Source organism: Anabaenopsis tanganyikae CS-531 (genome assembly GCF_029891675.1).
Taxonomy (GTDB): Bacteria; Cyanobacteriota; Cyanobacteriia; order Cyanobacteriales; family Nostocaceae; genus Anabaenopsis; species Anabaenopsis arnoldii.
The window spans coordinates 19,856-46,370 of sequence record NZ_JANQDF010000030.1; the positions used below are offsets into that span (position 1 = coordinate 19,856).

Below are 26,515 nucleotides of genomic sequence, written 5' to 3' on the forward strand. Positions count from 1 at the left end.
ACCCCATACTCAGTAATCACAAAGGAGAATAATCATGGCTTATCAAATCACTAGCCAATGTATTTCCTGTAATCGTTGTCTGTCTGTATGTCCCAATGACGCAGTTAAAGTAATTGACGGTCATCATGTAATTGATGCTGCACTTTGCACAAACTGCGCCGGTAGTATTTACTCTGTCCCTCAGTGTCAAGCTATTTGTCCTACTTCTAATGGTTGTGTAAAACAACCCCACGATTATTGGGAAAGTTGGTTTGCTAATTACAATCGCTCTTTAGCAAAATTAACCAAAAAACAAGATTATTGGGAGCGTTGGTTTAATTATTACTCCCAAAAATTCTCCGAGCAATTATCTCGACATCAGAGCGAAGTAGTAGGTGTATCAGGATGAGCATCATTTATCTAGACAATAATGCTACAACAAAAGTAGACCCGGAAGTTTTAGAGGTGATGTTGCCTTATCTACGGGACTACTACGGTAATCCTTCTAGTATGCACACCTTTGGTGGACAACTGGGCAAAGCTGTGAAAACAGCACGCCAACAACTAGCCGCCCTGATTGGTGCTGATGAGTCGGAAATTGTCTACACTAGTTGTGGTACAGAGGGAGATAACGCCGCCATTCGGGCTGCATTGTTAGCACAACCCCAAAAGCGACATATCATTACTACCCAGGTTGAACACCCAGCAGTTTTGAATGTCTGCAAACAACTGGAAACTCAAGGTTATACTGTTACCTATCTTTCGGTAAATCCTCAGGGACAGTTAGATTTAGATGAGTTAGAAGCTTCTCTGACTGGGAACACCGCCTTGGTAACAATTATGTATGCCAATAATGAAACAGGTACGGTGTTTCCTATTGAGCAAATTGGGTTAAGAGTCAAACAGTCTGGCGCTATCTTTCATGTGGATGCGGTGCAAGCTGTGGGCAAAATTCCCATGAACATGAAGACTAGTACCATAGATATGTTAACTCTGTCTGGTCACAAGATCCATGCTCCTAAGGGAATTGGGGCTTTGTATGTCCGGCGCGGTGTGCGGTTCCGTCCTTTGCTGATTGGTGGACACCAAGAACGTGGCCGTCGGGCGGGAACAGAAAACGTTCCGGGTATTATTGCTTTAGGTAAAGCCGCAGAGTTAGAATTATTACATTTAGAAGAGGCTACCGCCAGAGAAAGAAAATTGCGCGATCGCTTAGAGCAAACCTTACTGGCCAAAATCCCTGACTGTGAAGTCAATGGGGATGTAACGCAGAGATTACCTAACACCACTAATATTGGTTTCAAATATATTGAAGGTGAAGCAATTCTGCTCTCCCTGAACAAGCATGGTATCTGTGCTTCCTCTGGTTCTGCTTGTACTTCTGGGTCTTTAGAACCTTCCCACGTTTTGCGGGCAATGGGTTTACCCTATACTACTTTACATGGCTCTATTCGTTTTAGTCTGTCTCGCTACACTACAGAGTCTGAAATTGACAGGGTTATAGAGGTAATGCCTGATATTGTCCAACGTTTACGGGCTATGTCCCCTTTCCAGAATGATAATGCCGGTTGGCTGCAAGAACAAGCACTCATTCATAGCTAGGGACTGCTGGGTATGGGGTATGTAGAATTTTTTCTCATCCCTAGTTCCTAGTCCCTCATCTAAAATCCAAAATCTCAAATCCAAAATTGACCATGTGGGACTACACAGATAAAGTATTAGACTTGTTTTACAATCCCAAAAATCAGGGAGCTATTGAAGAAACCAGCGAACCTGGTGTTAAGGTGGCCACCGGTGAGGTTGGGAGTATTGCTTGTGGTGATGCTCTGCGACTACACCTCAAAGTTGAGGTCGAATCTGATAAAATATTAGATGCTCGCTTTCAAACCTTTGGCTGTACTAGTGCGATCGCATCTTCGAGTGCTTTAACTGAAATGGTCAAGGGTTTAACCCTCGATGAAGCTTTGAAAATCTCTAATAAAGAGATTGCAGATTACCTCGGTGGCTTACCAGAAGCCAAGATGCACTGTTCTGTCATGGGACAAGAAGCTTTAGAAGCGGCTATTTATAATTATCGAGGTATAGCCCTCCCTACCCATGATGACGATGAAGAAGGTGCATTGATTTGTAGCTGCTTTGGTATTACTGAAGCCAAAATTCGCCGTGTGATTGTAGAAAATCATCTTACGGAAGCCGAACAAGTAACAAATTATGTAAAAGCTGGTGGCGGATGCGGTTCCTGTTTAGCGAATATTGATGATATTATAAGAGATGTAAAGGAAGAAGCCGCTTTAACCGCTGACAGTAAGCATAAAGTCGCAGTTGCTAACTCTCCCCAGCCATCATCAAAACCTTTAACCAATGTGCAAAGAATTGCACTCATTCAAAAAGTTCTCGATGAAGAGGTTAGACCCGTACTGATTGCTGATGGTGGAGATGTGGAACTCTACGACGTAGAAGGCAATAAAGTCAAGGTACTACTCCAAGGCGCTTGTGGTTCTTGTTCTAGCAGCACAGCTACTCTCAAGATTGCTATTGAAGCTAGGTTAAAAGAACGTGTGAGCCAAAACTTGGTAGTAGAAGCGGTGGAACCATAACTTTGAGACTTACACACAGCGGAAATACAACCTGTTAACCATTGAATATTCGGCAAGTAGGAGTTGAAGCAGATAGATATCGCCACATCAATTCATTCCTACTGAACAAGGAAAGCAACAGCACATAGGTGAAAGTATTTCACACCTCATTGCCGATAGCATTATCCAACTCACACCGAAAGGAGCAGGACATGAGTACATTGTACGACAAAATTGGTGGACAGCCAACAATTGAGAAAGTAGTTGATGCCTTTCACAACAGCATTATGGCAGACAACAGCCTCAAAGGCTTCTTCGCTAAAACCGATATGGCGAAACAACGCGCTCATCAAATTGCTTTCTTCTCTCAAATTCTCGAAGGTCCAAAGCAATACTCTGGCCGTGCCATGGACAAAACCCACTCAGGGATGAAGCTCAGTGAGCAACACTTTGAAGCTGTGAGCAAGCACCTGACTGCAGCCATGACCGCTAGTGGAGTGTCAGCAGAAGACGCTAGCGCTGCAATGGCTAAAGTCTCTAGCCTCAAAGCCGCTATTTTGAACAAGTAAGAAATCTGCATTGATTGGCGTATCACTCCTTCACATCCTACTTGTTTTCTCTACCTATTCTAATGTGTGTAATTTCTCTGTCATTTGTCCAGTCTCCACTGGACAAATGACACGGGAAACTTAAACAAAAACTTAACCCCGAACTATTATGACACCAAAACCCTTCAATTATGCTGTGGAGCGATCGCCCCCGCGACGTTCTACAACACGCGCTCACTGCTGTAGCTCAACAGGCGTGAACGTCAACACACAGATCCACACTAACCAACAAATTGCAGGAGAAAAATCATCATGTCAGTTGACGAAAACATTAGACAGATAGCTTTCTACGGTAAAGGTGGTATCGGTAAATCTACCACTTCTCAAAACACCCTGGCGGCTATGGCAGAAATGGGTCAGCGCATCCTCATCGTTGGTTGTGACCCCAAAGCTGACTCCACCCGTTTGATGCTCCACAGTAAAGCTCAAACCACCGTTCTTCACTTGGCTGCTGAACGTGGTGCAGTTGAAGACTTGGAACTTGAAGAAGTAATGTTAACCGGTTTCCGTGGCGTTCGCTGCGTGGAATCTGGCGGTCCAGAACCCGGTGTAGGTTGTGCAGGTCGTGGTATTATCACCGCCATCAACTTCTTAGAAGAAAACGGCGCTTACCAAGACGTTGATTTCGTATCTTACGACGTATTGGGTGACGTTGTATGTGGTGGTTTTGCTATGCCTATCCGTGAAGATTAAGCCCTGATTTCTAGGGTTTCTCCTATTCTCTGAAATCAGATGATAATTTAATCTTGCCCTAACTTTGCCCTAATTTCACCCAGGGAAATTCTCTAAAAGGGGCATTTTCTGAGCTTTTAATTCATCTTTTTACCCTATTTACCTCCTAGTGTCAAGAGGTATACATAAATTTTGATAACCGGGTTACTAATATCCCGCAATAATTTTCTTTGGGAATGTGCGATTAGTCAAGTTCCAGCCTCCATTCGGCATTGCTGTAAAGTCTTTTCGACAGTTACGATTCGAGAACTGACGCAAAATCTCACCACTGACAAATTGAGTATTCATTAAAAATTCTCCAAGCTGCAAGCGTGAAAAGTTCTGAGCCTCGTATCGAGTGTTAACGTAGTGGGGTAATCTTTCGACTACGAACGCCAAGGTTTCTGTATTCATACCAGGTAACTTTTCAGCAATTTTTTCTACCAGCTTCTTAAGATTATGCCCATAGGAATTGCTTTTCAAAGTTTTTTCGTCAACATCCTTAGCTATTAAAGCACCCTTCAAAAGTAACTCAGTGGCAAGACAACAGTTTTGGATGACCACATATTTATTGAATGAACCTAAAAGCGTTGCTGCTGAGGCTTCAAGCTGCCCTTTTCCCAGATACCACAATTCCACTGTTTTATTTGGTAGGTTCCCTCTTTTTTCAATATCATCGAGTCCATAAACAAAATCCATCAGGTCGATGACCTGATCAAAGAATGTTAACCCCGCCTGTTGATCATCAAACAGCCATTGTTTCTGTCTTTCAGGGATGTCTAGAAAATCTACCGGATTAATTCCTGGTGACCCAAAAATATGTGGTATACGTAGAGGAAAAAATACATCACGAAACATAAATGCTCCTAGATGCATAGGTGGCATCACCAGATCTGTGAAACGATACAATTTTTTGTATATTTGCTCGACAAACTTGAATAAGGGATCTTCATCCCACATGACACTGCTGCTGATTTTCAAACGTTGTTGTAGAATGACTAGGTAAGCAGATAGAGGACGTTGATAGGGTTCTATCCCTTTTTGAATAAGCTCTTCATCCACTTCGATGACAAGTTTAATTAAATCCATTTCTTCTATCATTTTTAAATACTGAGTTATAATTAACATACACTATTACATGGGGTTGCTATACAAAGTTACAATTTTTTATACTGATTTTTATGAAAATTTGTAACTGTATATATTTACTTCGACTTTTATAGAATAATAGGATTATGCGTACTCCAACAATTTTTGATAATTTCATAAATATTACTAGTAAGCCATACTATTTTACTCATTTAGGTGCTGCTTACTTAGGTAACAGCCTAGACCTGATGCGAGAGTTACCTGATGAGTGTATTGACTTAATTTGTACTTCCCCTCCCTTTGCTCTAGTGCGTAAAAAAGAGTATGGTAATGTAGATGCTCATGAATACATTAAATGGTTTAAGACCTTTGCCAGTCAATTTTACCGTGTTCTCAAGCCTCAAGGCTCGCTGGTGATAGATATTGGTGGTACTTGGCATAAGGGAGTACCAGTGCGATCACTTTATCATTTTGAGCTAGTTGTAGAATTATGCAAACCAAAATCCCAGGGCGGATTAGGTTTTCATCTAGCTCAGGAGCTTTTTTGGTACAACCCTGCAAAACTTCCTACTCCTGCTGAGTGGGTGACAGTACGTAGAGAACGGGTGAAAGATGCTGTAAATACTGTTTGGTGGCTGTCGAAAGATACCCATCCTCAAGCAAATAATAAGCGGGTTTTACGCCCTTATAGTGATGCTATGAAAAACCTATTAAAAAATGGGTATGAAGCAAAACTGCGCCCATCTGGCCATGATATTTCCAAGAAATTTAAAAATGACCGTGGTGGCGCAATTCCCCCAAATATCATTATTGATTCCGAATTTGGTTCATCTGGATTGATTGGTCAACCAGTGTTAGGTGAGTTTAATTGGATTTTAGAAAATGACATGCTACAACCTGTAAATGTCATTTCAGCTTCTAATACAGCATCGAATGATTACTATCAAAGGCGGTGTAAAGAAGAAGGTATTAAACCTCACCCCGCCCGCTTTCCTCAAGCTTTACCTGAGTTTGTAATTGGACTGTGCACAAAACCAGGTGATTTAGTTTTAGATCCATTTGCGGGATCAAATACTACAGGCCGCGTTGCGGAAACACTAGATCGGCGGTGGTTAGCATTTGAACTTGATGAAAATTATATTCAAACATCGCAGTTCCGATTTGAAATTGATGCTCCATTGGTTGTTACTCCACTTGTAGATAAAAAAGCACTCAAAGCCAAAGCTTTAAAATTAGCATCTGATGTTGTTAATATTTCTGCAAAAACTGATAAAAATACTCCATATCAATTAGACATATTTGACTCACAAAATATCAAAATGGCAGACAAAACACTTAAATTTACTTATGGGCATCAGTTTGAACCAAAAACAATGAAATTAACTGATTTGATTCAACTATGTAAATCTTATCAGCCAAACCGTCGTGCCCTACAGGAGGAAATTGCAAGAACATACTACTCTAATCACTCAAGAGAAAATAACTCTCAGCAAGAAGATAATCGTAGTAAACTAGCTATGAATACATTTCTCTCTCTACGTGCTTATAAATTAGTTGAGTCAATTGGAGATGATGATTGGCAGTATCAAGTATCAGACCTCGCTAATGAGATTTTAGAAAATCGTGACAATCCCCAAGAAGTAGCAAGAATTTTTGCCCGCCATATTCTAACAAATTTAACTGGAATGTCACTTTTAACAGCAGTTGAGGCAATCAATAGTAGAGGTGATCAACCAAAGCTGGATTTAATTGGTTATGAATTACAAGAGATGGGTTATTCTATATCTCCCAATGCCATATATGTCAGCACGATGAGGCAATGGTTACAAGAAGCTGGGGTATTTGAAAGACAATATCAAATTAACTGGGATCAAGTATATGATATTTTGGAACTTGATAAGGATTATATTGATGAACTTTATACACTCACATCAGAACAAAAGTATTTTCTGCTGGCAATGCTTCAGATGAGTATTACAGAATTAACGAAATGGAATGATATTGTTAAATATTGTATCAGCGTTTATAAAGTAAGATTTCCTTCCAAGTCATTTGTGAAAGATATTATTCAACCTCTCGTAAATACAGGATTAATTGAAACCGAAAAAACAACAGGGGGACGGGGTGCTAAACCCAATCTTGTCAAGCTCACTCAGAAAGCACAGAAAGAATTACTGTCTAAACTGCTAGAATCAATGGCAGACATGACAGAAATATCACAAACTGAACTAAATCGTAGCTTTGATGATGTTATCCAAGACTTAGAGCATCCTGATAAGCATATTAAGGGTAAAGCCCTAGAATTACTTGCAATCTGGATGATTCGTCTAACTAGCCTACGTTTTACTAAGTGGCGTAAAAGGGATTATGAAACAGGCCAAGGTGAAGTAGATGTATTAGCTGCATCAGACCGCTTTGTTTATCACCGTTGGCAAATTCAATGCAAAAATACAAAGCGGGTAGATGTTGAGGTGCTAGCTAAAGAAGTTGGTATGACTTTTGTAACTGGGGCTGATGTGGTTATGATTGTAACTACTGGGGAGTTTACCAGAGATGCTTTTCAGTATGCCTATCGGATGATGGAAGTGTCTCGTTACTATATGGTGCTAATTCAAAAAGAAGATATTGAATCTATCAAGCGAGATAAAACTAACATTATCAAAATCTTAGATAAACGGGCGCGGCGTGTATTTGCTAAGAAGGAACTAGGAATGATTGATGAAGAAATTGATAAAATTGAAACAGAAGAGGCATCACTGACTGATTTCGACGGTGAATTTGAAGAAGATTAAAGTTTTTTCTTCAAAAACCAATGCTGCTTACTATTAAGTTGTGAACTCTTATTGGCTTGTGGAAAAAATGCGCCTATCCAAAGATAAAACCCAAATCAAATATAATGATTTTCTCACCCTAACCGGTATACCCCCAGAAGTCTTTAACTACCGTCTGGGTAACCGTTCCGCCCTGGATTGGATTATAGACCAATATCAAGTTAAGACAGATAAACTCAGCGGAATTACCAATGATCCCAACCGCCTTGATGATGAGCAGTATATAGTCAGGTTAGTTAAACAAGTCATTACCGTTAGTTTAGAAACCGTGAAGATTGTAGAAGAATTACCAGATTTAGGTTTACCAAATGATTAAGCATGAGGTGTGCTGGGCGACAACACACCCTAAAATTTATTTTAAATTTAAAATAAATTTATTTTCTCCAACCATCTAATTAACCTCACCTGTTAAACCTAGACATTCAACCGTAAACGCAAGCGTTCATTTTCAAATCTCAACCGTTCATTTTCCTGTTGCAACTGAAAAATCATATCTTGCAACTCTTCCATCTGCGACTTTTTATTAATAGCTTGTGCAATAGCCACCTTGCGATTTTCTAAACTAAACCACCTTTGATAAATAGATGTGTGCATATTTACGGAATGACCCAAATTATCAGCAGCAGCTTTAATAGGAATCCCCATTAAATGGGCGCGAATCGCCCAAGCGTGGCGTAAATCATAAGGTTGAAAAGGAATACCCACAAATCTAAACCATCTGTCCGTACCATGACGAGCAGAGTTAATTTGTTTATTGGTAACTTTACCGTGAATTTTGGCTTTTAATAATTCAATAGCCTCTGTGTCAGTCTTTAAATTAAAGGTTTCTACCCACTGGGGATATAATGGTAAAGCTTCCCTTTCACCGGTTTTACACTCTTGATTTACTCGCCAAGTATTAATGATATTATCTGAAGATAACCACCAATCTAAATCAGGATTAACAAAAATTTCCCTAGGTCTTAATCCATAGGTGGCTAACATTCCGTATACCCAGCGCCATAGTTTCCAATTATTCCTATCTTCCCTAGTGAGTAATTTACTAGGGCGGTTGATTGAGTAGGTTTCAAACTTGAGATATTCTTGCTCTATATCTACATCCCTGGGTATATCACGCTGACGTTGAGCAGTAGGTTTGATTTTTAAATTACTCAGTTCTGGGACTTCTAAACCAGAAGATTTACACAGCACCCGAATAACTTTAATTAGCTCATTTTTCACACTATCTGAAGAATTACAAAGTTTTACAGCTGTAATAAAGTTAATATCTATTGCTAATTTTTCTTTGGGTAGGTGTTTTTGAGCAATATAAAAATAGCTACTAAATGTATTTTCACTTTTCAGGTTACGTTTTCTAGTTTGAAAATAATTCACCTCGAAATCTGCAATTAAATCACCAATAGTTTTGTTGGTAACTTTATTGCGAGTTTTACCTAAGTATTTTTCAGTCCATTGAAACTGTTTTCTGGCTATTAACTTTCCTAGCTCATAGGCTTCTTCTTCTGCAGTCCGTAAGCCATCAAAATTAAAGGGAATACCCAAAGAAATATCATATTGCTTTGTTCCTATACCGTTTTTGTCAAAATCTCCTGGTTTAATGGGTAGGGTGCTTCTCAGTTGTAGTGACTTACCAGATTTTCTGACGGAAACATTCACCCTAGCAGCTTTGAGTCTATTATTTACGGCTTTTAATTCCGTTTCTAGTTTTGCTATCAGGTGATTTTCTTGATTTGTAACTGCTTGCATTCTACCTATATATCCCCCATCGCTCCTGGCTGTTTGGTGAAAATCGGCAAATGCTTCCTGTGTTCTGTTCATACCCTAGATTTACCCTGATAAAAAAACTGTTCATCATTGACAATGATGACAGCAAACATTGTTAAAAATGAACATTTACAGCCTATAAGGATAATATTACCGCTCTTGATCGTGAAGGTAAAGCACAAGAAATCTACATCGTTACCTCCGGTGAAATGATGGCGATGTATGCTGCTAACAACATCGCTCGTGGTGTTCTTAAATATGCTCACACCGGCGGTGTGCGCTTAGGTGGTTTGATTTGTAACAGCCGTAAGGTTGACCGCGAAATCGAATTGATTGAAACTCTGGCTGCACGTTTGAACACCCAGATGATTCACTTCGTACCCCGCGACAACATCGTTCAACACGCTGAATTGCGTCGGATGACAGTTAACGAGTATGCACCTGACAGCAATCAAGCTCATGAATACCGTGAATTAGCTAAGAAGATCATCAACAACAAAAACCTCACCATCCCCACTCCTATCGAGATGGATGAATTAGAAGCACTGTTGATCGAGTTCGGTATTCTCGAAAGCGACGAAGAAGCAGAAAAACTGTTAGCAGCAGATAAAGCAGCAGCTAAGTAATAATACACAGGGAAAAAGGAAAAGGTAAGAATTATCTCTGACCTTTTACCTTTGACCTTCCCCTTATCCTTTAGGGGAATTCCATCTACCTTATCCCCAGATCCTTACTAACTTGAGAGGCTAAAATGACACCTCCAGAAAACAACAAGATTGTCGAAGAAAGAAAAGAACTTATTAAAGAAGTTCTAGAAGCTTACCCTGATAAAGCTAAGAAAAAACGCGAAAAGCACTTAAACGTATTTGAAGAAGGTAAGAGCGATTGCGGCGTTAAGTCTAACATCAAATCTCTTCCTGGTGTAATGACCGCCCGTGGTTGTGCTTATGCAGGTTCTAAGGGTGTGGTTTGGGGTCCTATTAAGGACATGATCCACATCAGCCACGGTCCTGTAGGTTGCGGTTACTGGTCTTGGTCTGGTCGTCGTAACTACTACATTGGTACTACAGGTGTTGATACCTTTGGTACTATGCACTTTACCTCTGACTTCCAAGAACGGGATATCGTTTTCGGTGGTGACAAAAAACTACTGAAATTAATCCAAGAGTTGGAAGAATTATTCCCTCTAAACCGTGGTGTTTCTATTCAGTCTGAATGTCCCATCGGTCTAATTGGGGATGACATCGAAGCTGTAGCGAAAAAAGCAGCAAAAGAGATTGATAAGCCTGTTGTTCCTGTACGTTGCGAAGGTTTCCGCGGTGTTTCCCAGTCCTTGGGTCACCACATCGCTAACGACATGATTCGTGACTGGGTATTCCCCAGAGCTGACAAAGCTAAGGCTGACGGTACACTTAACTTTGAATCTACCCCCTATGACGTAGCCATTATCGGTGACTACAACATCGGTGGTGATGCTTGGGCTAGCCGGATCTTACTAGAAGAAATCGGCTTGCGTGTAGTTGCTCAGTGGTCTGGTGATGGTACCATCAACGAAATGTTGATGACCCCCAACGTCAAGATGAACCTCATCCACTGTTACCGCTCGATGAACTACATCAGCCGTCACATGGAAGAGAAATATGGTATTCCCTGGTTAGAATACAACTTCTTTGGTCCTACCAAGATTGCTGAGTCCTTACGGGAAATTGCCTCTAAGTTTGACTCCAAGATCCAAGAAAACGCTGAGAAGGTGATCGCTAAGTATCAGCCTACCATGGATGCGATCGTTAACAAGTATCGCCCCCGTTTGGAAGGTAAGACTGTCGCCATGATGGTTGGTGGTCTGCGTCCTCGCCACGTTGTCCCAGCTTTCCAAGACTTGGGTATGAAAATGATTGGTACTGGTTATGAGTTCGCTCATAACGACGACTACAAACGTACCACTCACTACATCGAAAATGGCACCATCGTTTACGACGACGTAACTGCTTACGAGTTTGAGGAGTTTGTTAAGGCTCTTAAACCAGACTTAATTGCTTCCGGTGTGAAAGAGAAGTACGTCTTCCAAAAGATGGGTCTACCTTTCCGTCAAATGCACTCTTGGGATTACTCCGAACCTGGTCACGCTGCTTGAAAGCTGCGTTAAATTAGGGTGATGCAATTATAGATTTAATATAAGTTAATTTTTAGCCTAAATTCAATTAATTATGTTCTACAATAACATTGATTATTGCTGACAGTCAATATTCAATATCTTAATTTATATGTATTCGGGTAATTGTTAAATTTTCCTGATTGGTAAATTTGTCAAATGATAAACATTTTTTCATGTATTTCTTTTAGACTAAAATTTTGATTTGATTGGCTAAGAGTGCGATCGCATCAACAGACTATCAAAACGGCGATCGCCATACCAGCTTGCGATCGCTTTTGTAAGTCATCGAGTGTTGATTATTTGCTCAACCAACCTTAACCCTGCATTTTCCGACCTCAATCTTTCATTCTCTAACCTCAATCTTTCATTCTCCTCCCGCATTAACTCAACCTCATTCCTCCTACTCAAAGCCTGATTAATCGCCAACTTCCGCATATCCAGAGAGAACCAACGCTGATAAGTTTGTGTATGCACTTGCACACTATGACCTAAATTATCCGCAGCGGCTTTAATTGGTATCCCTAAAATATGCGCCCGAATCGCCCAAGCGTGACGTAAATCATAAGGCTTAAAATCTAACCCAATTTTCCGAAACCACCAACTAACTCGTTGAGTTAATGCCGTTATTTCCGCATGACTATTCTGATTTTTCTTACTAATCGCAGTTGCCAACATCTCTAAATATACAGGATTTCTCAAATCAAACTCCCAAATCCATTGTTGATGTAATGGTAATGCTTGTCTTTCCCCAGTTTTACAATCTTTATGAACTTTCCAAGTAAAATCTATATTTTCTGGACTTAACCACCAATCAATATCAGGATTAATAAATAACTCCCGCGGGCGCAACCCAAACACCGCCAACATACCATAAATCCACCGCCAAAGTTGCCAGCTATTTTTGACATTTTGATTAACTTGATTACCCCTGTGATTTAAGTAAGATTCAAACTTAATAATTCCCGCCACTATTTCAGCATCCGTCGGTATATTCCGGGAATTATTCTCCGGGATTTTAGAATATGGAGATAAATCTATTTCAATTTTAAAAGTTTGGCAAAATGCAGATATAGCTCTGGTAGCATTATATCTTGCCCATTCCTTATCTATTTTTGTAATTGCACTAATTAAATTTTCAGGTGTTGCTAAATCCTCTAAATTAGTAACCCGCTTAGTTCGGGAAAAATAATAAAAAAAAGTATGTTCACTTTTGGTAGTGCGTTTGTGAGTTTTAAAATACTCCTCCTCAAACTGTGCTAATAACTCACCTATAGTTTTAAATTCTTGTTTAATTGCCTCATTACCTAAATATTTATCATTCCACTCAAAGGTTTTTCTAGCGATTAACTTACCTAATTCATAAGCTTCTTCCTCAGCCGTTTTCAGTCCATCCAAGTTAGCCGGAATATTCAAGCTGAGATTATATTGTTTTTTTCCAGTCCCTCTTGTGTCCTGATCCCCAGGTTTAATTGGTAAGGTCGCCCGTAATTGCAGACTTCCATTTGATTCTCTCACCGTTACCTTCGCCTTTGCAGATTTCAAGCGCAGATTTACTTGTTCTAACTCTACTAATACTTTTGTTCTCATGTGTTCTCTTTGCTGTTGTGCTTGCAGACTGGAGCCGAGAAAACTGCCGTCAGTAGATGGAAATGGTTCTAAGTCTGTAAAAGCTTCTTGATACTTGTCTTTACCCTGATGATGCATCGCTATGGTTTAGCCTATATTTAGCCTAAAAATAAATGTGTTATCAGCAAACAATGTTTATCACTACCATTGCTTACCACAAACATTAAGACATTTAGAGCTATTAAACCATAAAAAGAAATACTCCGGTCCTTATCACGGTTATGATGGCTTCGCTATCTTCGCTCGCGATATGGATTTGGCACTCAATAGCCCAACCTGGGGACTAATTGGCGCTCCCTGGAGCAAAAAGGCTGACGCTAAAGCTAAAGCCAAAGCTACCGCCTAAATCAGTGGAAAAGGATAAATAGGGATGGCCTGGGGTCTTAGCCCCAGGGGAGGAGTTGGGAATTCAAAGTTCAAAATTCAAAAGTTAAAAGTTAATTTTGATTTTTGCATTCTGAATTTTGAGTGACATTCCCACCCCCATCCTTAAATTCCGGTCAAATTTCCCAATTACTAACGAATCATGTAAGCTTGGAGAACCAGCAAATGCCTCAGAATCCAGATAAAATTCAAGACCACGTTGAGTTATTTCACCAACCAGAGTACAAACAACTCTTCCAAAACAAGAAGGAATTTGAAAACGGTCACAGCCCCGAAGAAATCGAACGGGTTGCAGAATGGACCAAGGGTTGGGAATATCGCGAAAAGAACTTTGCTCGTGAAGCATTAACCATCAACCCTGCTAAAGGTTGCCAACCTTTAGGTGCAATTTTTGCTGCTGTGGGTTTTGAAGGCACTTTACCCTTTGTACAAGGTTCTCAAGGTTGCGTTGCATACTTCCGTACCCACTTAACCCGTCACTACAAAGAGCCATTCTCTGGTGTGTCTTCTTCCATGACTGAAGACGCAGCGGTATTCGGTGGTATGCAGAACATGATTGATGGGTTGGCTAACTCTTACCAACTCTACAAGCCCAAGATGATTGCTGTTTGCACCACCTGTATGGCTGAGGTTATTGGTGATGACTTACAAGCGTTCATCAACAACGCTAAGGATGCTGGTTCAGTTCCTAAGAATTTCCCAGTCCCTTATGCTCACACACCTAGCTTTGTTGGTTCCCACATCACTGGTTACGACAACATGATGAAGGGTATTCTTTCTAACCTCACCGCAGGTCAGAAGAAAGCTACCAGCAATGGCAAAATCAACTTTATCCCAGGTTTTGACACCTACGTAGGCAACAACCGTGAAATCAAGCGTATTGCAGGTTTATTCGGTTTTGACTACACCATTCTAGCTGATAACAGTGACTACCTGGATTCACCCAACACAGGTGAATTCGATATGTATCCCGGTGGTACTAAGTTGGAAGATGCCGCAGACTCCATCAACGCTAAGGCTACAGTGTTTCTGCAAGCGCACTCCACAGTTAAGACCCGTGAGTACATTGAAAAAGAATGGAAGCAAGAAGTTGTAGTTTCCCGTCCTTGGGGTATTAAGGCTACTGACGAGTTCTTGATGAAACTCAGTGAATTGAGCGGTAAGCCCATTCCCCAAGAGTTGGAAATCGAACGCGGTCGCGCAGTTGATGCCATGACCGACTCCCACGCTTGGTTACACGGTAAGCGCTTCGCTATCTACGGTGAGCCAGACTTGGTATACAGCGTAGTTGGTTTCATGTTAGAAATGGGTGCTGAACCTGTGCATATCTTGGTTCACAACTCCAATGATGTGTTTGAAAAAGAACTTCAAGCTCTACTAGATTCTAGTCCTTTTGGTCAAGGCGCAACCATCTGGGGTGGTAAAGACCTATGGCATATGCGTTCTTTACTGTTCACTGAACCTGTAGACTTGCTGATTGGTAACTCCTATGGTAAGTACCTGTGGCGTGATTGTAAGGTTCCCCTGGTAAGAATTGGTTATCCTATCATGGACCGCCACCACTTACACCGCTACAGCACTATCGGTTATCAAGGTGTGATCAACTTGCTCAACTGGATTGTCAATACAATCTTTGAAGAAATCGATCGCAACACCAATATTCCTTCTAAAACAGATATTTCTTACGACTTGATTCGCTAAGAATTGCAGAGTGCTAATCAAAGGTAAGGAAGGGGAGTAAGGGCTAGGGGCAAAAAGGGTGATACTCATCCCCAGCGCCCCTAGAGCCACTACTTACCTTTTTCTAGCAAATTACATCTTTAATGGAGGTATCTATTATGGAAACTATACATCATACTCACTCTGATCATCATTACCATCCACCTAACTATCAAAAGTCTGGTTGGTTTCAGAAAATCTTCAATCCTCTGCGTGGTTTAATAGATGGGATTGAAGTGAGAAATTATCATCTTGCTCATATAATCTGCCAGGTCATTCCTTGCTGTTGTCCTTTTGAGCGTAATGTTAATTTATTCGGTCGGACTTTCCATATTCCGGCTTTGTGTAAACTCAATCCTGTATATGATGAGTTGGTGGCTATGCGTTTTCGGGCTTTATCTTTTCTGGCTGATGAACGTGGGGAAGATGTCACCAAGTATATTTGTTAGGCAGTGATATTGATTTTTTAATGCTCTTGCAAAAGTACATTTTATGATAAGTATTCCACAGATGAACACAGATTATTATTAATGGTTTATCCGGTGTGAATGTGGTCGGGAGAGGAGTTTTGCAAGCAGTCTATTAGTTACTATTTAACACGTCGATCTAGCAAGAGAAGAGACATGAAAATTACCCAAGGCAAAATTAATGAGCTGCTGAGTGAGTCGGGATGTGAACACAATCAGCACAAACAGGGTGAGAAGAAAAATAAGTCTTGTACCCAACAAGCCCAGCCCGGTGCGGCTCAAGGAGGTTGCGCTTTTGATGGTGCAATGATTGCTTTGGTGCCAATCACTGATGCGGCTCATTTGGTCCATGGGCCTATTGCCTGTGCTGGTAATTCTTGGGGTAGTCGTGGTAGTCTTTCCTCTGGTCCCCAACTCTACAAGATGGGTTTTACTACCGATTTGAGTGAGAATGATGTGATTTTCGGGGGTGAAAAGAAGCTCTATCAGGCGATTCTGCAACTTAAAGAACGCTACAATCCCCCAGCCATTTTTGTCTACGCTACTTGTGTCACTGCTTTGATTGGCGATGATATAGATGCTGTTTGCAAGGCTGCGGCTGAGAAAACTGGTACCCCTGTGATTCCTGTGATTGCTCCGGGGTTCATTGGTAGTAAGAACCTGGGTAACCGCTTTGGTGGTGAGGCTTTGCTGGAATATGTAGTTGGTACGGCAGAACCGGAAACAACTACACCTTATGATATTAACTTGATCGGTGAGTATAATATTGCCGGGGAAATGTGGGGAGTCACACCACTGCTGGAAAAGTTAGGCATTCGTGTTTTATCTAAAATAACGGGTGATGCTCGCTATGACGAGGTTCGTTACGCCCACCGGGCCAAGCTCAATGTGATGATCTGTTCCCGTGCGTTGCTGAATATGGCTAGAAAGATGGAGGAACGTTACAACATTCCTTACATTGAAGAGTCTTTCTATGGCATTGATGATATGAATCGCTGTCTGCGAAATATTGCGGCGCAATTGGGCGATGCTGATTTGCAGGAGCGCACAGAAAAGTTAATTGCCCAAGAAACTGCAGCTCTTGATTTGGCTTTGGCTCCCTATCGCGCTCGACTTCAAGGTAAGCGGGTTGTATTATATACCGGTGGTGTCAAGAGTTGGTCGATTATCTCCGCAGCTAAGGACTTGGGTATAGAAGTCGTTGCTACTAGTACTAGAAAAAGTACTGAGGAAGATAAAGCCCGGATCAAGAGGTTGATTGGTAATGATGGCATCATGATGGAGAAGGGTAACGCTAAGGAATTGTTAAAGCTGGTGAAGGACACCGGCGCTGATATGTTGATCGCCGGGGGTCGTAATCAATACACGGCGTTAAAAGCCCGGATTCCTTTCCTGGATATCAACCAAGAACGCCACCATCCCTATGCTGGTTATGTGGGTATGGTGGAGATGGCACGGGAATTATATGAGGCTCTGTATAGCCCTATTTGGGAACAAATACGTAAACCCGCCCCTTGGGAAGAGTCTGAGAGATGAGGGGAAGGGTTGTAGGCTCATGACCAACGACTAGCAGTTTCAGATCCCAGACTTGTTTCATCAACTCCAGACTCTTGAGCATCTACACCAGAACTCCGGGATCTCCAATAGACCAACGAATAAGTATAAATGCCATGGCGATTGTTAATCTTCCTCATAAACCACTTACAGTTAATCCCCTGAAACAAAGCCAAGCTTTAGGTGCATCTTTAGCTTTTTTGGGCTTGAAGGGGATGATTCCTTTATTTCACGGTTCCCAAGGTTGTACTGCCTTCGCTAAAGTTGTGCTTGTACGGCATTTTCGGGAAGCTATTCCCCTAGCCACTACAGCCATGACCGAAGTTACTACTATCTTGGGTGGTGAGGAGAATGTGGAACAAGCAATTCTCACTTTGGTGGAGAAGGTCAGTCCCGAAATTATTGGTTTATGTAGTACAGGACTGACGGAAACTAGAGGAGATGAGCTAGAGCGGTTTCTCAAGGAAATCCGCGATCGCCATCAGTCCCTAAATTATCTGCCCATTGTATATGCTACTACCCCAGACTTTAAGGGGGCGTTGCAAGATGGATTTGGGGCGGCTGTGGAAAGTATAGTCAGGGAAATCCCCCAAGCTGGTGGTATCAGAACTGAACAAGTTACTATTTTGGCAGGTTCTGCGTTTACACCGGGGGATATACAGGAAATTAAAGAGATGGTAACAGCCTTTGGCTTAGTGCCAATCTTTGTTCCTGACCTGGGGGCTTCTCTTGATGGTCATTTAGAAGATGGTTATACTGCTATTACAGCTAGTGGTACTACCTTAAAACAACTACGAGATGTAGGTAGTTCAGCCTTTACCATCGCTTTGGGCGAGAGTATGCGACCGGCGGCTAAAATCCTGGAGGAGCGGTTTAATATCCCCTACGAGGTGTTTGGTGAACTGACGGGATTGGAACCGGTAGATGAGTTCCTGCAAGCATTATCTATTCTCAGTAGCAATCCCGTACCGGAAAAATACCGCCGTCAACGTCGCCAGTTACAAGATGCGATGTTAGATAGTCATTTTTACTTTAGTGCCAAGCGAGTGTCTTTGGCGTTAGAACCGGATTTGTTATGGTCAATGGTTAACTTTCTGCAATCCATGGGAAGTCAAATTCATGGGGCGGTGACTACGACGCGATCGCCGCTGTTGGAAAAACTCCCGGTAAAAAGTGTCACCATCGGCGATTTAGATGATTTTGAGCAATTAGCCCTGGGTTCTGATTTATTGATTGGAAATTCTAATCTAGGTGCGATCGCGAAACGTCTCTCAGTTCCTCTCTATCGTCTAGGTATTCCCATTTACGACCGCTTGGGTAATGGATACTTTACTAAAGTGGGCTACCGAGGCACTATAGAGCTGTTATTTGGCATTGGTAATCTATTTTTAGAGGCTGAAGAAGAGAGAGTTAAACACTTATGGAACTTAGGGAATGGGGATTAAGAATCAATTACTTCTCAATCCCCCATACCCTACACGCAATACCCGATCCTTAATTCACAAAAAAAAGAGAATGAAAATTGCCTTTACCACCAGTGACCGAGTTCATATTAATGCTCACTTCGGGTGGGCTAGAGAAATTGATGTTTATGAAATCTCTGACGAGGGATATCAATTTCTGGAAACTCTCAAATTTGAGGGTGATCTCAAAGAAGATGGTAACGAGGATAAAATCACCCCTAAACTTGATGCTTTAGTGGATTGTACCATCGTTTATGTTGCTGCCATTGGTGGTAGTGCCGCAGCCCGTTTAATTAAGAAAGGCGTTACCCCAGTCAAAGCCAAATCAGAAGCAGAAGAAATTAGTGAAGTTCTCACAAAACTAGTAAAAACCCTCAAAGGTAATCCTCCCCCTTGGTTGCGTAAAGCATTGAGACAAACCACTCCTAACTTTGCAGATTAACTTGAAGTTTAAGCCACGGTATGAGTACAAATAATAGTGTGAACGGAAGCAGTGATACAGTAGTCTTCAACTCGCCTTTTCTCAAGACATTAGTCCAGCAAATCCGTGGACAAGACACTTATGGCGTTTATCGTAACTGGTCAGATGAATTAATACTCAAACCCTTTGTAGTTACGAAACAGAAGAAACGGGAAATTTCCCTAGAGGGTGAAGTTGATCCGATTACTCAAGCTCGGATTATGGCATTTTTCCGCGCTGTAGCGGCTGGTGTAGAACAGGAAACAGGCTTAATTTCTCAGGTAGTGCTTGACTTAAGTCATGAAGGATTTGGCTGGGCGCTGGTTTTTTCTGGTCGTCTTTTGCTAACTAAAAAAACCTTGCGTGATGCGCACAGATTTGGTTTTGACTCCCTAGAAAAATTAGCCCAGGAGGGAGAAGCCTATGTGCAGAAAGGTATTGAATTAGGTAAAAGATTCGCCGAGGTAGGTAACCTTTAAAACAGCTTTGGAGATCCCGGACTTCTGGTGTAGATGCTCAAGAGTCTGGAGTTTATGAAAGAAGTCCGGGATCTGAAACTGCTAAATAGATACAAAGGTGTTTATGGGGATTTTTCTGCGGTGTTGATCATAAGGAGTACTAGTGAGCGAAACAAGTATTACAGAACTGAAAAACCAAATTAAGCGCCTGAATAGTAAAGCTGGTCAAATGAAGATGGACCTGCATGATTTAGCTGAAGGTTTGCCCACAGATTACAAAACACTTATGGATGTGGCGGCTGCGACTTATAAAATCTATCAACAGCTAGATGAGCTTAAGCAACAACTCAAAATTCTGGAGAATTCTCAATGAGTGGAACTATGAATGAATTCAAAAAGCTGGTAGATGCGGAGGAATTTTTTAATTTTTTTAATTTGCCCTACGACCAAGAAATTGTCAATGTAAATCGGTTACATATTTTGAAGAAATTTTCGCAATATATGGCGGAAGTTGATGATCATGCTCCTGATTTGAGTACAGAAGAAAGACTTGATCAATATTCTTTGGCTTTGCAAAAAGCTTATGATGTTTTCCTGGAATCAACCCCCCATGAACAAAAGCTGTTCAAGGTGTTTAATGAGAAGCCCAAGAATGTAGTTACGCTGACAGAAATCACTTCTGATTAGGAGGTAAAAAGTGATCAACCTAACGCCTACCGAGTTGGAACGCTATAGTCGCCAAATGATGCTCCCAAATTTTGGCGAACTAGCTCAAAAACGCCTGAAGTCTGCAACAGTTCTGGTTACGGGTGTGGGGGGATTAGGCGGTACGGCGGCGCTTTACTTAGCAGTAGCGGGCGTTGGGCGGCTAATCCTAGTCCGGGGTGGTGACTTGCGCTTGGATGATATGAATCGTCAGATTTTAATGACTGATGATTGGGTAGGTAAGCCAAGGGTATTCAAGGCTAAAGAAACTCTGGAAGCAATTAATCCTGATGTCCAGGTGGAAGTAGTTCATGATTACATCACCCCAGAAAATGTAGACTCGTTGGTACAATCGGCTGATATGGCGCTAGATTGCGCGCACAATTTTACAGAACGCAATTTGCTCAATGAAGCTTGTGTACGCTGGCGTAAACCGATGGTGGAAGCAGCAATGGACGGGATGGAGGCTTACTTAACTACCATTATTCCAGGTGTAACTCCTTGTTTATCCTGTTTGTTTCCAGAAAAGCCGGAATGGGACAGACGTGCTTTTTCAGTTCTCGGCGCTGTCTCTGGGACACTAGCTTGTCTAACAGCGTTGGAAGCCATCAAGCTGATTACTGGGTTTAGTCAACCTCTGTTATCGCAATTGCTGACCATTGACTTGAATCGCATGGAATTTGCCAAGCGCCGTTCTCAGCGCGATCGCGCTTGTCCCGTATGTGGTAACACTGCGCCTTGGAGATATGGTCACTCCCCATCAATGGAAGCTACCAGCAATTGTACAACGTAGTCTTTAGTCATAATTGACACAAATCCCCACACTAGAAATCGGCAGGAAAGGTAATGGCTGTTAGCTTAACAGAAAAAGCAGAATTTCGTCTGCGGGCATTTTTACGAAGTTCAGCCTCTGATAATAACGAGACTAAAAAAGGTATCCGTGTATCTGTGCAAAATGGTGGTTGCAGTGGCTATGAATATGGTCTTGAGATCACCAGTAAACCAAAACCAGATGACTTGGTAATTCAGCAGGGGAATGTGCTGATTTATGTTGATGCCAAAAGTGCGCCGTTATTAGAAGGGGTAATCATCGACTTTGTAGAAGGGGTAATGGAAAGTGGCTTTAAGTTCACTAACCCTCATGCAAGTGATACCTGCGGTTGCGGAAAATCCTTCAAAACAGATGATGGCACACCTACGGGGATACCTTGCAAATAGTACTTGGAATTGAACCCCATCAATGTGCTGCTGTCTTCCGCGTTGCTACTCGCAGAGTTCACTAGATAAACTTCGAGAAATCCATCTAAGCGTCTAAATTTTGAGGAGAATCGGAAAATGGCTACCTACCAAGTGAGATTAATCAACAAAAAAGAAGGACTGGACACCACAATTGAAGTAGATGAAGATACTAACATTGTGGATGCAGCAGAAGAAAATGGTATTGAATTACCTTTCTCTTGTCACTCAGGTTCTTGCTCGAGTTGTGTAGGAAAAGTTGTAGAAGGTGAAATTGATCAATCTGATCAAAACTTCTTAGATGACGAGCAAGTATCTAAAGGATTCGCTTTACTTTGCGTTACCTATCCTCGCTCTAATTGCACAATTAAGACCCACCAAGAAGCATATCTTGTATAGAATATTGCTTAAACCGCTACTATCAGCAATATTTGCTTACAGCAGTTTTCACCGAGATAAACTCAAGATTTATTGATATTCATCTGTGTTTATCTGTGGTTCATTATCTTTTCATCTACTACACCCACTGCTAAACTGCAATCAAGATGAAGGATGAAGTATATCCTTCATCTTTTTTTTAATTACAGATTTTTGCCTCAGTACAATTTATCTGTAAGGGCGTAGGTACTGCTGGAATACGGGCTAAAATTCCTTTCTTGAGAGGTTCTGGACGTTCACCCCAGGGTAACAAACCTTGTGGGTGTGCATAATATTTACCAGCACACTGGAATATACCCTCTACTTCTGCTGGCGATAGCTCAGGAGACAGATCCCCGAAAAGATAAGTATATTTATCATGTGAAGCAAAGGAAACAACACAAGAGCGATCGCATGCGCTCATACATTCTACCGGTTGAATCCTAAACTCTGTGTTCAATTCCCAATGGGGATAATGTGCTTGTAAGTGCTTGAGAAGTATTTCTCCGCCACTTTCACCTACACGTTTACCGCCTTCCCACTTACTCCCACAGGTTGTACAAACAAATATTGTATGTTCTGCTCTCATCTATACCTCGTAGATTGTAGCTTAATTTACTTTTATATCGGCGGGTATTCTGACTTAGGCAATTTTAAATTTTAAATTTGGTGTTTTTGGTGTTTTAAATCTCAAACTAAAAATCTAAAATCGGTTTACAGCTGCGGGACAGCGCCGGACTTACACCGAACTTTCCCCCTTACCTCTAATAGTTAATTTATATTAGAACCGAATATATAGTAATTTAGCATATTTTCGTCAAATTTATCACACATTAAATCAGAAAGTTCAGACATCCTGTAAGGCATTTACGGCATCAGTAGCAGTAAGTAAGCTACAACATGGACTAAATACAAACGATACCAAAAAATATCTAGTTTATTAGATTTGTAATTTAGCTGTATTTTTAGATTTTCTTCAGCCAATTATCCTACAGATGTATGGGGATCTTTATAAATCATTCATAATTCAAACTTATCAGAGTGATAATATATAAATAAGCTAAATTGTTGCTAGTGAACTTAAATCTCAAAAAACCCTGCCAAGATTTATCTCTGAACTTGGGTACAGCTAAAACTTCAGCATGACCGGAGATAGATGCAACAAAAAAATCATGATAATCTGCGTAAATCTTATTCTGGACTTTTTCTAGTTCGCTATAAACCTCTATTCAAATTGATGAGTCCGTTTAGGGATATCAAGGATTAGTTATGAATCAGATCAAAAAGCAAAAATTGAGTGAAGTTACCCAGCAATGGCTGATAGCAAATGGTTATAATCCCAATAACTTAAATCGACAAGGTAAAAATGGCGACACAGCCTTGATAAAAGCTACTAGAGAAGGAGTATATGCAGTAGTCAAAGAGCTAATTGACTTAGGCGTGAATATTAATGCCAAAAATTATGATCGCAATAATGCTTTATGGTTTGCTTGTTGTGGTAATCATTATGAGCTAATTAGCTTACTCCTAGCTACAGAAATTGATATTAATAACCAAAATGATAACGGTGCAACTGTTTTAATGTATGCAGCATCAGCAGGGAAGACGGGGGTGGCTAAGTTACTTATACAACACAAACCTAACTTAAATTTAAGGAATTTTGATGATTGTATGGCTATAGATTTAGCTAGCAATATGGAGATATTAAGGTTACTTCAAAACGCCGAAAGTTAATAATTTAGACAGGCTTTACTGATATGCTAGTAAGCATTATTACTTATCTGTACAGGTGAGTCCAAATTATGTAGATCCTTACACTCATCCCCATTAATTTAAAGTTTATGCCAAATTTTAGGGGGGTGAAATTAAATCTCAATAATCCCCTGCATTCGTTTATCTGGCTAACTAGTGCAGTTACCCAGGAAAGGGCTTTATATCCTAGGGAGGTTTATCTACTTCGTGGGATGTGGGGAATGGTGGATGGTATCTATCATTTGGAAGTTGACAATAATTCTCTCGCACTCACCTATGAATTAATTGATGATGGAGTATAAAATCATATTATACCAGCAAAAAGTATCAAGTGATGCTTTTTTTAAATTAGTTGTGTTTATTATAGGTCTAGTTGGAAATATCAGGATAGGAGACTAAGATATTGCTTTCTGGATAGCGGTCATCATTTAGGGGTGATTGCAACATCAGCTGATCTCCATAACCAAGATATACAACTTATTTTTGACTTTGATAAACTTGATGTCAATAGGTTGTTAGGCTTGAAAAATAAAGAGCTTATCACTGCTGGGGTAATCTCAGTCCAAATCCAAGACAAGCCAATTAGAGCTTTGGGACTGCGGGTTTCTTTTGTCTGGGGTACACATTATTTTGAAGCTGATCAATTTATTCAATATAGGTATCAAGCAACCGCTTTGCAGCAGAGTCCAGTACAGCCATTACAACAGCCACAGTTTAACTTTGACAGAGATAAGTTTTATCCTATTGTGTGAAATAGACGTTGAGCGAGACGTTTCCGGAAACAGTTTATTTCTCAAGAAGATTATCTATATCTCTGGCGACAAATCGCACAACCAATACCAACAGATGATTTTGAGAAAATCGAAATTTACTCTGTTATCGCGTAGAGGGGATGTTACCTGGATTATATAAAGGTACACATTTGCTCAAAGCGGGTGATTTCAGAGAACAGACGGGTTACTAATGCGTCAATCAGGCCATTCATTGTCAGAGGTGGCGCTGTAACTTGGTTTTTGGTATCTGAATAGACAAATTATCAAACAGCTATGCAATTAGCTGGTTTTGTGGGAAACAAAATTTATTTAGTTAGCAACTATTTGGGAATTAATTGTACTGTAATTGGTGCTTTTTATGATGAGGAAACTCAAGATGTTCTCTATGGAATGGCTATTGGCAAATAACTAGGATCATAACGAGAGATGGCTAAGAATAATTTCTATTTTGATAGTGATGATTCTCATCCTATGCAGCCGACATCGGCAGATATTATACTACGGCAACAACTAGAGTATTCTATTAGTAGGTATTTTTATCACGGGTGCGATCGCACCATTCAAAATCTACTCTCTAATTGTCGCTGGTATGTGACAACCCGCGCTAATGCGATGACACTAGTAATTGAATGTCCGGATCAAGTTACTAACTGGCGGGTTTTACAAAAAATTGTCCCCATGGGAACATTACTTCACTCTATTATCAGCAGTGCTAAAATTCGGGTTTGTCCCCCCGATAGTCAGGGTGTACCTTTTGAAATGAGGGTAGATGAACTTTCAGTTTATCGTGATTGGGCGTAATTAGTGATTCAATTTACTGACTAATTCTTGAAAAACTAAATCAGCAGAATTTTGCACTACCGGACTTAGCTCTAGTCCTAAATTAAGATTGGCAGCTTCAATCAGGTAAACTGTTACTTGTTGGGGAAAGTCTTGATTAAAGATTTTCCTCCCAGCTGCTAAAGCATGATCCCAGCGAAAATCATGTAAGTTATAACTAGGTTCTGGTAATGCTTCTAGTTCTTGTCCGGGGACTTGAAATACAGCACCTGGTTCTGAACCTGTGGAACTAGCATCAATAATTATTAATTCTTGACTACCTCTAGCTTGAAACATTACTTCCATCCCAGCGGTTCCACAGTCATATACTTGCACATGGGGATGGGGATTTTGGGCTAGATATTGTTGTAGGCGTTGAGCAATAATTACGCCTACAGCGTCGTCACTGCGGTTGAGGTTACCGCAACCGATAATAGTTAACAAGAGTTTTTTAATTAGGTCATCATTGGTGGCTAAATCAGAGGCTGCGAGTGATACACGAAACCTCTGAATAATCAGTTATGGAAAAGACTACAACTTTACATCATATTTTTTGGCAATTTCCATAAACTTTTCACACTGCTTTTTTGATGCGTCCGTTAATATCATTTCTGCTTGTTGTGGAGTATTGCCATCTTTAGGAATTAAATACTTGACATAAAGTGCTATAAAATCGGCTATAACTGCCAATCCAGATAAACCATGTTGGTCAGCTTCTTTCCCAGCGATCGCAGCTACTAAACCAGCTTTAATTGGGTCAGGTTTCACCTTCATAAACTGGTCAATGAGTTGGGTAATATACTCTGTGGGTGGCAAGTTATTCAACTTACTTTGGTCTGGAGTAAAATTACATTCTGCGGCTTTTGCTTGCTCTAAAACACACCATTCTATGAATTCTTGTAGTGCGGCTTCAGGGAGGCGAGGGAGATATCTATGTAGCGGTATATCAGACACAGGCTTACCGTGTAA

General features: G+C 40.9%; 30 protein-coding genes, 3 pseudogenes and 1 riboswitch. Of the genes and pseudogenes, 27 read left to right on the forward strand and 6 right to left on the reverse strand.

Annotated features, from left to right (window positions below; genetic code table 11):
• Positions 1–34: 34 nt before the first annotated feature.
• The 6 genes and pseudogenes from NWP22_RS02935 to NWP22_RS02960 all read left to right on the forward strand — a co-directional run.
• Positions 35–388 (forward strand): DUF362 domain-containing protein, encoded by a 354-nt coding sequence (locus tag NWP22_RS02935; protein WP_271731345.1) that lies wholly within the window; start codon positions 35–37, stop codon positions 386–388.
• A complete protein-coding gene (gene nifS, locus NWP22_RS02940; protein ID WP_280801493.1) occupies positions 385–1,581 on the forward strand; it encodes a cysteine desulfurase NifS in 1,197 nt (398 codons plus the stop codon). The genes NWP22_RS02935 and nifS overlap by 4 nt, the downstream gene beginning before the upstream one ends.
• Before the next feature lie 92 nt (positions 1,582–1,673).
• Positions 1,674–2,576 carry a Fe-S cluster assembly protein NifU gene (nifU, locus tag NWP22_RS02945; protein WP_271731347.1) on the forward strand — a complete coding sequence of 301 codons (903 nt, stop codon included), beginning with the start codon at positions 1,674–1,676 and terminating at the stop codon, positions 2,574–2,576.
• Between the two features lie 191 nt (positions 2,577–2,767).
• Positions 2,768–3,124: a group I truncated hemoglobin gene (locus tag NWP22_RS02950; RefSeq protein WP_271731348.1), complete on the forward strand. Its 357-nt coding sequence runs from the start codon at positions 2,768–2,770 to the stop codon at positions 3,122–3,124.
• A gap of 148 nt (positions 3,125–3,272) precedes the next feature.
• Positions 3,273–3,446 (forward strand): hypothetical protein, encoded by a 174-nt coding sequence (locus tag NWP22_RS02955; RefSeq protein ID WP_200987981.1) that lies wholly within the window; start codon positions 3,273–3,275, stop codon positions 3,444–3,446.
• A pseudogene (locus NWP22_RS02960) lies at positions 3,416–3,850 on the forward strand (AAA family ATPase); the annotation flags it as partial. The gene NWP22_RS02955 and the pseudogene NWP22_RS02960, both read left to right, overlap by 31 nt.
• Before the next feature lie 192 nt (positions 3,851–4,042).
• Here the strand turns inward: NWP22_RS02960 and NWP22_RS02965 are convergent.
• Positions 4,043–4,975: a HEPN domain-containing protein gene (locus NWP22_RS02965; RefSeq protein WP_280801494.1), complete on the reverse strand. Its 933-nt coding sequence runs from the start codon at positions 4,973–4,975 to the stop codon at positions 4,043–4,045.
• Positions 4,976–5,211: 236 nt separating this feature from the next.
• On the opposite strand from NWP22_RS02965, the gene NWP22_RS02970 reads away from it, so the two are divergent.
• Both NWP22_RS02970 and NWP22_RS02975 read left to right on the forward strand, forming a co-directional pair.
• A complete protein-coding gene (locus NWP22_RS02970; protein WP_280801495.1) occupies positions 5,212–7,755 on the forward strand; it encodes a DNA methyltransferase in 2,544 nt (847 codons plus the stop codon).
• 40 nt (positions 7,756–7,795) lie between these two features.
• The gene (locus NWP22_RS02975) at positions 7,796–8,110 is read left to right on the forward strand and encodes a type ISP restriction/modification enzyme (protein ID WP_280801496.1); all 315 of its coding nucleotides are present in this window, start codon (positions 7,796–7,798) and stop codon (positions 8,108–8,110) included.
• A 98-nt stretch (positions 8,111–8,208) separates the two neighbouring features.
• Here NWP22_RS02975 and NWP22_RS02980 read toward each other — a convergent pair whose 3' ends face one another.
• The gene (locus NWP22_RS02980; protein WP_280801497.1) at positions 8,209–9,612 is read right to left on the reverse strand and encodes an integrase; all 1,404 of its coding nucleotides are present in this window, start codon (positions 9,610–9,612) and stop codon (positions 8,209–8,211) included.
• Positions 9,613–9,722: 110 nt separating this feature from the next.
• Here NWP22_RS02980 and nifH point away from each other — a divergent pair.
• Both nifH and nifD read left to right on the forward strand, forming a co-directional pair.
• A pseudogene (gene nifH / locus NWP22_RS02985) lies at positions 9,723–10,184 on the forward strand (nitrogenase reductase); the annotation flags it as partial.
• A gap of 125 nt (positions 10,185–10,309) precedes the next feature.
• Positions 10,310–11,692: a nitrogenase molybdenum-iron protein alpha chain gene (nifD, locus tag NWP22_RS02990; RefSeq protein ID WP_271732003.1), complete on the forward strand. Its 1,383-nt coding sequence runs from the start codon at positions 10,310–10,312 to the stop codon at positions 11,690–11,692.
• A gap of 303 nt (positions 11,693–11,995) precedes the next feature.
• Here nifD and NWP22_RS02995 read toward each other — a convergent pair whose 3' ends face one another.
• Positions 11,996–13,417 (reverse strand): site-specific integrase, encoded by a 1,422-nt coding sequence (locus tag NWP22_RS02995; protein WP_280801498.1) that lies wholly within the window; start codon positions 13,415–13,417, stop codon positions 11,996–11,998.
• Between the two features lie 109 nt (positions 13,418–13,526).
• On the opposite strand from NWP22_RS02995, the pseudogene NWP22_RS03000 reads away from it, so the two are divergent.
• The 12 genes and pseudogenes from NWP22_RS03000 to NWP22_RS03055 form a co-directional block, all read left to right on the forward strand.
• Positions 13,527–13,685: pseudogene (locus NWP22_RS03000) on the forward strand (nitrogenase molybdenum-iron protein alpha chain); the annotation flags it as partial.
• Positions 13,686–13,888: 203 nt separating this feature from the next.
• Positions 13,889–15,424 carry a nitrogenase molybdenum-iron protein subunit beta gene (gene nifK, locus NWP22_RS03005; RefSeq protein ID WP_271731999.1) on the forward strand — a complete coding sequence of 512 codons (1,536 nt, stop codon included), beginning with the start codon at positions 13,889–13,891 and terminating at the stop codon, positions 15,422–15,424.
• Between the two features lie 137 nt (positions 15,425–15,561).
• A complete protein-coding gene (locus NWP22_RS03010; protein ID WP_271731997.1) occupies positions 15,562–15,891 on the forward strand; it encodes a Mo-dependent nitrogenase C-terminal domain-containing protein in 330 nt (109 codons plus the stop codon).
• 174 nt (positions 15,892–16,065) lie between these two features.
• Entirely contained in the window at positions 16,066–17,445 is a 1,380-nt protein-coding gene (gene nifE, locus NWP22_RS03015; RefSeq protein WP_271731995.1) for a nitrogenase iron-molybdenum cofactor biosynthesis protein NifE, read from the forward strand.
• A 134-nt stretch (positions 17,446–17,579) separates the two neighbouring features.
• The gene (gene nifN, locus NWP22_RS03020; protein WP_280801500.1) at positions 17,580–18,908 is read left to right on the forward strand and encodes a nitrogenase iron-molybdenum cofactor biosynthesis protein NifN; all 1,329 of its coding nucleotides are present in this window, start codon (positions 17,580–17,582) and stop codon (positions 18,906–18,908) included.
• A 70-nt stretch (positions 18,909–18,978) separates the two neighbouring features.
• A complete protein-coding gene (nifX, locus tag NWP22_RS03025; RefSeq protein ID WP_271731992.1) occupies positions 18,979–19,368 on the forward strand; it encodes a nitrogen fixation protein NifX in 390 nt (129 codons plus the stop codon).
• A 20-nt stretch (positions 19,369–19,388) separates the two neighbouring features.
• A complete protein-coding gene (locus NWP22_RS03030) occupies positions 19,389–19,865 on the forward strand; it encodes a NifX-associated nitrogen fixation protein (RefSeq protein WP_271731989.1) in 477 nt (158 codons plus the stop codon).
• Positions 19,866–20,007: 142 nt separating this feature from the next.
• Positions 20,008–20,217: a CCE_0567 family metalloprotein gene (locus NWP22_RS03035; RefSeq protein WP_271731988.1), complete on the forward strand. Its 210-nt coding sequence runs from the start codon at positions 20,008–20,010 to the stop codon at positions 20,215–20,217.
• On the forward strand, positions 20,214–20,531 hold the full coding sequence (gene nifW, locus NWP22_RS03040; RefSeq protein WP_271731987.1) for a nitrogenase-stabilizing/protective protein NifW: 318 nt from the start codon (positions 20,214–20,216) through the stop codon (positions 20,529–20,531). Before NWP22_RS03035 ends, nifW begins: the two co-directional genes overlap by 4 nt.
• 10 nt (positions 20,532–20,541) lie before the next feature.
• Positions 20,542–21,342, forward strand: coding sequence for a HesA/MoeB/ThiF family protein (locus NWP22_RS03045; RefSeq protein ID WP_271731986.1), 801 nt, complete (start codon positions 20,542–20,544; stop codon positions 21,340–21,342).
• A gap of 53 nt (positions 21,343–21,395) precedes the next feature.
• Positions 21,396–21,767: a HesB/IscA family protein gene (locus NWP22_RS03050; protein WP_271731985.1), complete on the forward strand. Its 372-nt coding sequence runs from the start codon at positions 21,396–21,398 to the stop codon at positions 21,765–21,767.
• Between the two features lie 117 nt (positions 21,768–21,884).
• A complete protein-coding gene (locus tag NWP22_RS03055) occupies positions 21,885–22,184 on the forward strand; it encodes a 2Fe-2S iron-sulfur cluster-binding protein (RefSeq protein ID WP_200987994.1) in 300 nt (99 codons plus the stop codon).
• A 178-nt stretch (positions 22,185–22,362) separates the two neighbouring features.
• On the opposite strand, the gene NWP22_RS03060 is transcribed toward NWP22_RS03055, so the two are convergent.
• Positions 22,363–22,791 carry a DUF1636 domain-containing protein gene (locus NWP22_RS03060; protein ID WP_271731982.1) on the reverse strand — a complete coding sequence of 143 codons (429 nt, stop codon included), beginning with the start codon at positions 22,789–22,791 and terminating at the stop codon, positions 22,363–22,365.
• A 22-nt stretch (positions 22,792–22,813) separates the two neighbouring features.
• A riboswitch (cobalamin riboswitch) is annotated at positions 22,814–23,009 on the reverse strand.
• Between the two features lie 462 nt (positions 23,010–23,471).
• Between NWP22_RS03060 and NWP22_RS03065 the strand changes: the two genes are divergently transcribed.
• The 5 genes from NWP22_RS03065 (at position 23,472) to NWP22_RS03075 (ending at position 25,528) form a co-directional block, all read left to right on the forward strand.
• Entirely contained in the window at positions 23,472–23,936 is a 465-nt protein-coding gene (locus NWP22_RS03065) for an ankyrin repeat domain-containing protein (protein ID WP_280793083.1), read from the forward strand.
• 107 nt (positions 23,937–24,043) lie between these two features.
• Positions 24,044–24,256 (forward strand): hypothetical protein, encoded by a 213-nt coding sequence (locus tag NWP22_RS18285; protein WP_280793085.1) that lies wholly within the window; start codon positions 24,044–24,046, stop codon positions 24,254–24,256.
• 132 nt (positions 24,257–24,388) lie between these two features.
• The gene (locus NWP22_RS18290) at positions 24,389–24,706 is read left to right on the forward strand and encodes a hypothetical protein (RefSeq protein WP_280793086.1); all 318 of its coding nucleotides are present in this window, start codon (positions 24,389–24,391) and stop codon (positions 24,704–24,706) included.
• Positions 24,707–25,000: 294 nt separating this feature from the next.
• Entirely contained in the window at positions 25,001–25,135 is a 135-nt protein-coding gene (locus NWP22_RS18295) for a nitroreductase family protein (RefSeq protein ID WP_280793087.1), read from the forward strand.
• A gap of 18 nt (positions 25,136–25,153) precedes the next feature.
• Positions 25,154–25,528, forward strand: coding sequence for a hypothetical protein (locus NWP22_RS03075; RefSeq protein ID WP_271731978.1), 375 nt, complete (start codon positions 25,154–25,156; stop codon positions 25,526–25,528).
• On the opposite strand, the gene NWP22_RS03080 is transcribed toward NWP22_RS03075, so the two are convergent.
• Complete coding sequence (locus tag NWP22_RS03080; protein ID WP_271731976.1) at positions 25,529–25,990, reverse strand: hydrogenase maturation protease; 462 nt, start codon at positions 25,988–25,990, stop codon at positions 25,529–25,531.
• Positions 25,991–26,077: 87 nt separating this feature from the next.
• Positions 26,078–26,500, reverse strand: a complete 423-nt coding sequence (locus tag NWP22_RS03085) for a hypothetical protein (RefSeq protein WP_271731972.1) — start codon at positions 26,498–26,500, stop codon at positions 26,078–26,080.
• Positions 26,501–26,515 lie beyond the last annotated feature (15 nt).

Bases quoted from the DNA above. Each gene is read 5' to 3' on its own strand.
- NWP22_RS02935 (WP_271731345.1), top strand. From the start codon at position 35: ATGGCTTATCAAATCACTAGCCAATGTATTTCCTGTAATCGTTGTCTG.
- nifS (WP_280801493.1), top strand. From the start codon at position 385: ATGAGCATCATTTATCTAGACAATAATGCTACAACAAAAGTAGACCCG.
- nifU (WP_271731347.1), top strand. From the start codon at position 1,674: ATGTGGGACTACACAGATAAAGTATTAGACTTGTTTTACAATCCCAAA.
- NWP22_RS02950 (WP_271731348.1), top strand. From the start codon at position 2,768: ATGAGTACATTGTACGACAAAATTGGTGGACAGCCAACAATTGAGAAA.
- NWP22_RS02955 (WP_200987981.1), top strand. From the start codon at position 3,273: ATGACACCAAAACCCTTCAATTATGCTGTGGAGCGATCGCCCCCGCGA.
- NWP22_RS02965 (WP_280801494.1), bottom strand. From the start codon at position 4,975: ATGATAGAAGAAATGGATTTAATTAAACTTGTCATCGAAGTGGATGAA.
- NWP22_RS02970 (WP_280801495.1), top strand. From the start codon at position 5,212: ATGCGAGAGTTACCTGATGAGTGTATTGACTTAATTTGTACTTCCCCT.
- NWP22_RS02980 (WP_280801497.1), bottom strand. From the start codon at position 9,612: ATGAACAGAACACAGGAAGCATTTGCCGATTTTCACCAAACAGCCAGG.
- nifD (WP_271732003.1), top strand. From the start codon at position 10,310: ATGACACCTCCAGAAAACAACAAGATTGTCGAAGAAAGAAAAGAACTT.
- NWP22_RS02995 (WP_280801498.1), bottom strand. From the start codon at position 13,417: ATGCATCATCAGGGTAAAGACAAGTATCAAGAAGCTTTTACAGACTTA.
- nifK (WP_271731999.1), top strand. From the start codon at position 13,889: ATGCCTCAGAATCCAGATAAAATTCAAGACCACGTTGAGTTATTTCAC.
- NWP22_RS03010 (WP_271731997.1), top strand. From the start codon at position 15,562: ATGGAAACTATACATCATACTCACTCTGATCATCATTACCATCCACCT.
- nifE (WP_271731995.1), top strand. From the start codon at position 16,066: ATGAAAATTACCCAAGGCAAAATTAATGAGCTGCTGAGTGAGTCGGGA.
- nifN (WP_280801500.1), top strand. From the start codon at position 17,580: ATGGCGATTGTTAATCTTCCTCATAAACCACTTACAGTTAATCCCCTG.
- nifX (WP_271731992.1), top strand. From the start codon at position 18,979: ATGAAAATTGCCTTTACCACCAGTGACCGAGTTCATATTAATGCTCAC.
- NWP22_RS03030 (WP_271731989.1), top strand. From the start codon at position 19,389: ATGAGTACAAATAATAGTGTGAACGGAAGCAGTGATACAGTAGTCTTC.
- nifW (WP_271731987.1), top strand. From the start codon at position 20,214: ATGAGTGGAACTATGAATGAATTCAAAAAGCTGGTAGATGCGGAGGAA.
- NWP22_RS03050 (WP_271731985.1), top strand. From the start codon at position 21,396: ATGGCTGTTAGCTTAACAGAAAAAGCAGAATTTCGTCTGCGGGCATTT.
- NWP22_RS03055 (WP_200987994.1), top strand. From the start codon at position 21,885: ATGGCTACCTACCAAGTGAGATTAATCAACAAAAAAGAAGGACTGGAC.
- NWP22_RS03060 (WP_271731982.1), bottom strand. From the start codon at position 22,791: ATGAGAGCAGAACATACAATATTTGTTTGTACAACCTGTGGGAGTAAG.
- NWP22_RS03065 (WP_280793083.1), top strand. From the start codon at position 23,472: ATGAATCAGATCAAAAAGCAAAAATTGAGTGAAGTTACCCAGCAATGG.
- NWP22_RS18285 (WP_280793085.1), top strand. From the start codon at position 24,044: ATGCCAAATTTTAGGGGGGTGAAATTAAATCTCAATAATCCCCTGCAT.
- NWP22_RS18295 (WP_280793087.1), top strand. From the start codon at position 25,001: ATGCAATTAGCTGGTTTTGTGGGAAACAAAATTTATTTAGTTAGCAAC.
- NWP22_RS03075 (WP_271731978.1), top strand. From the start codon at position 25,154: ATGGCTAAGAATAATTTCTATTTTGATAGTGATGATTCTCATCCTATG.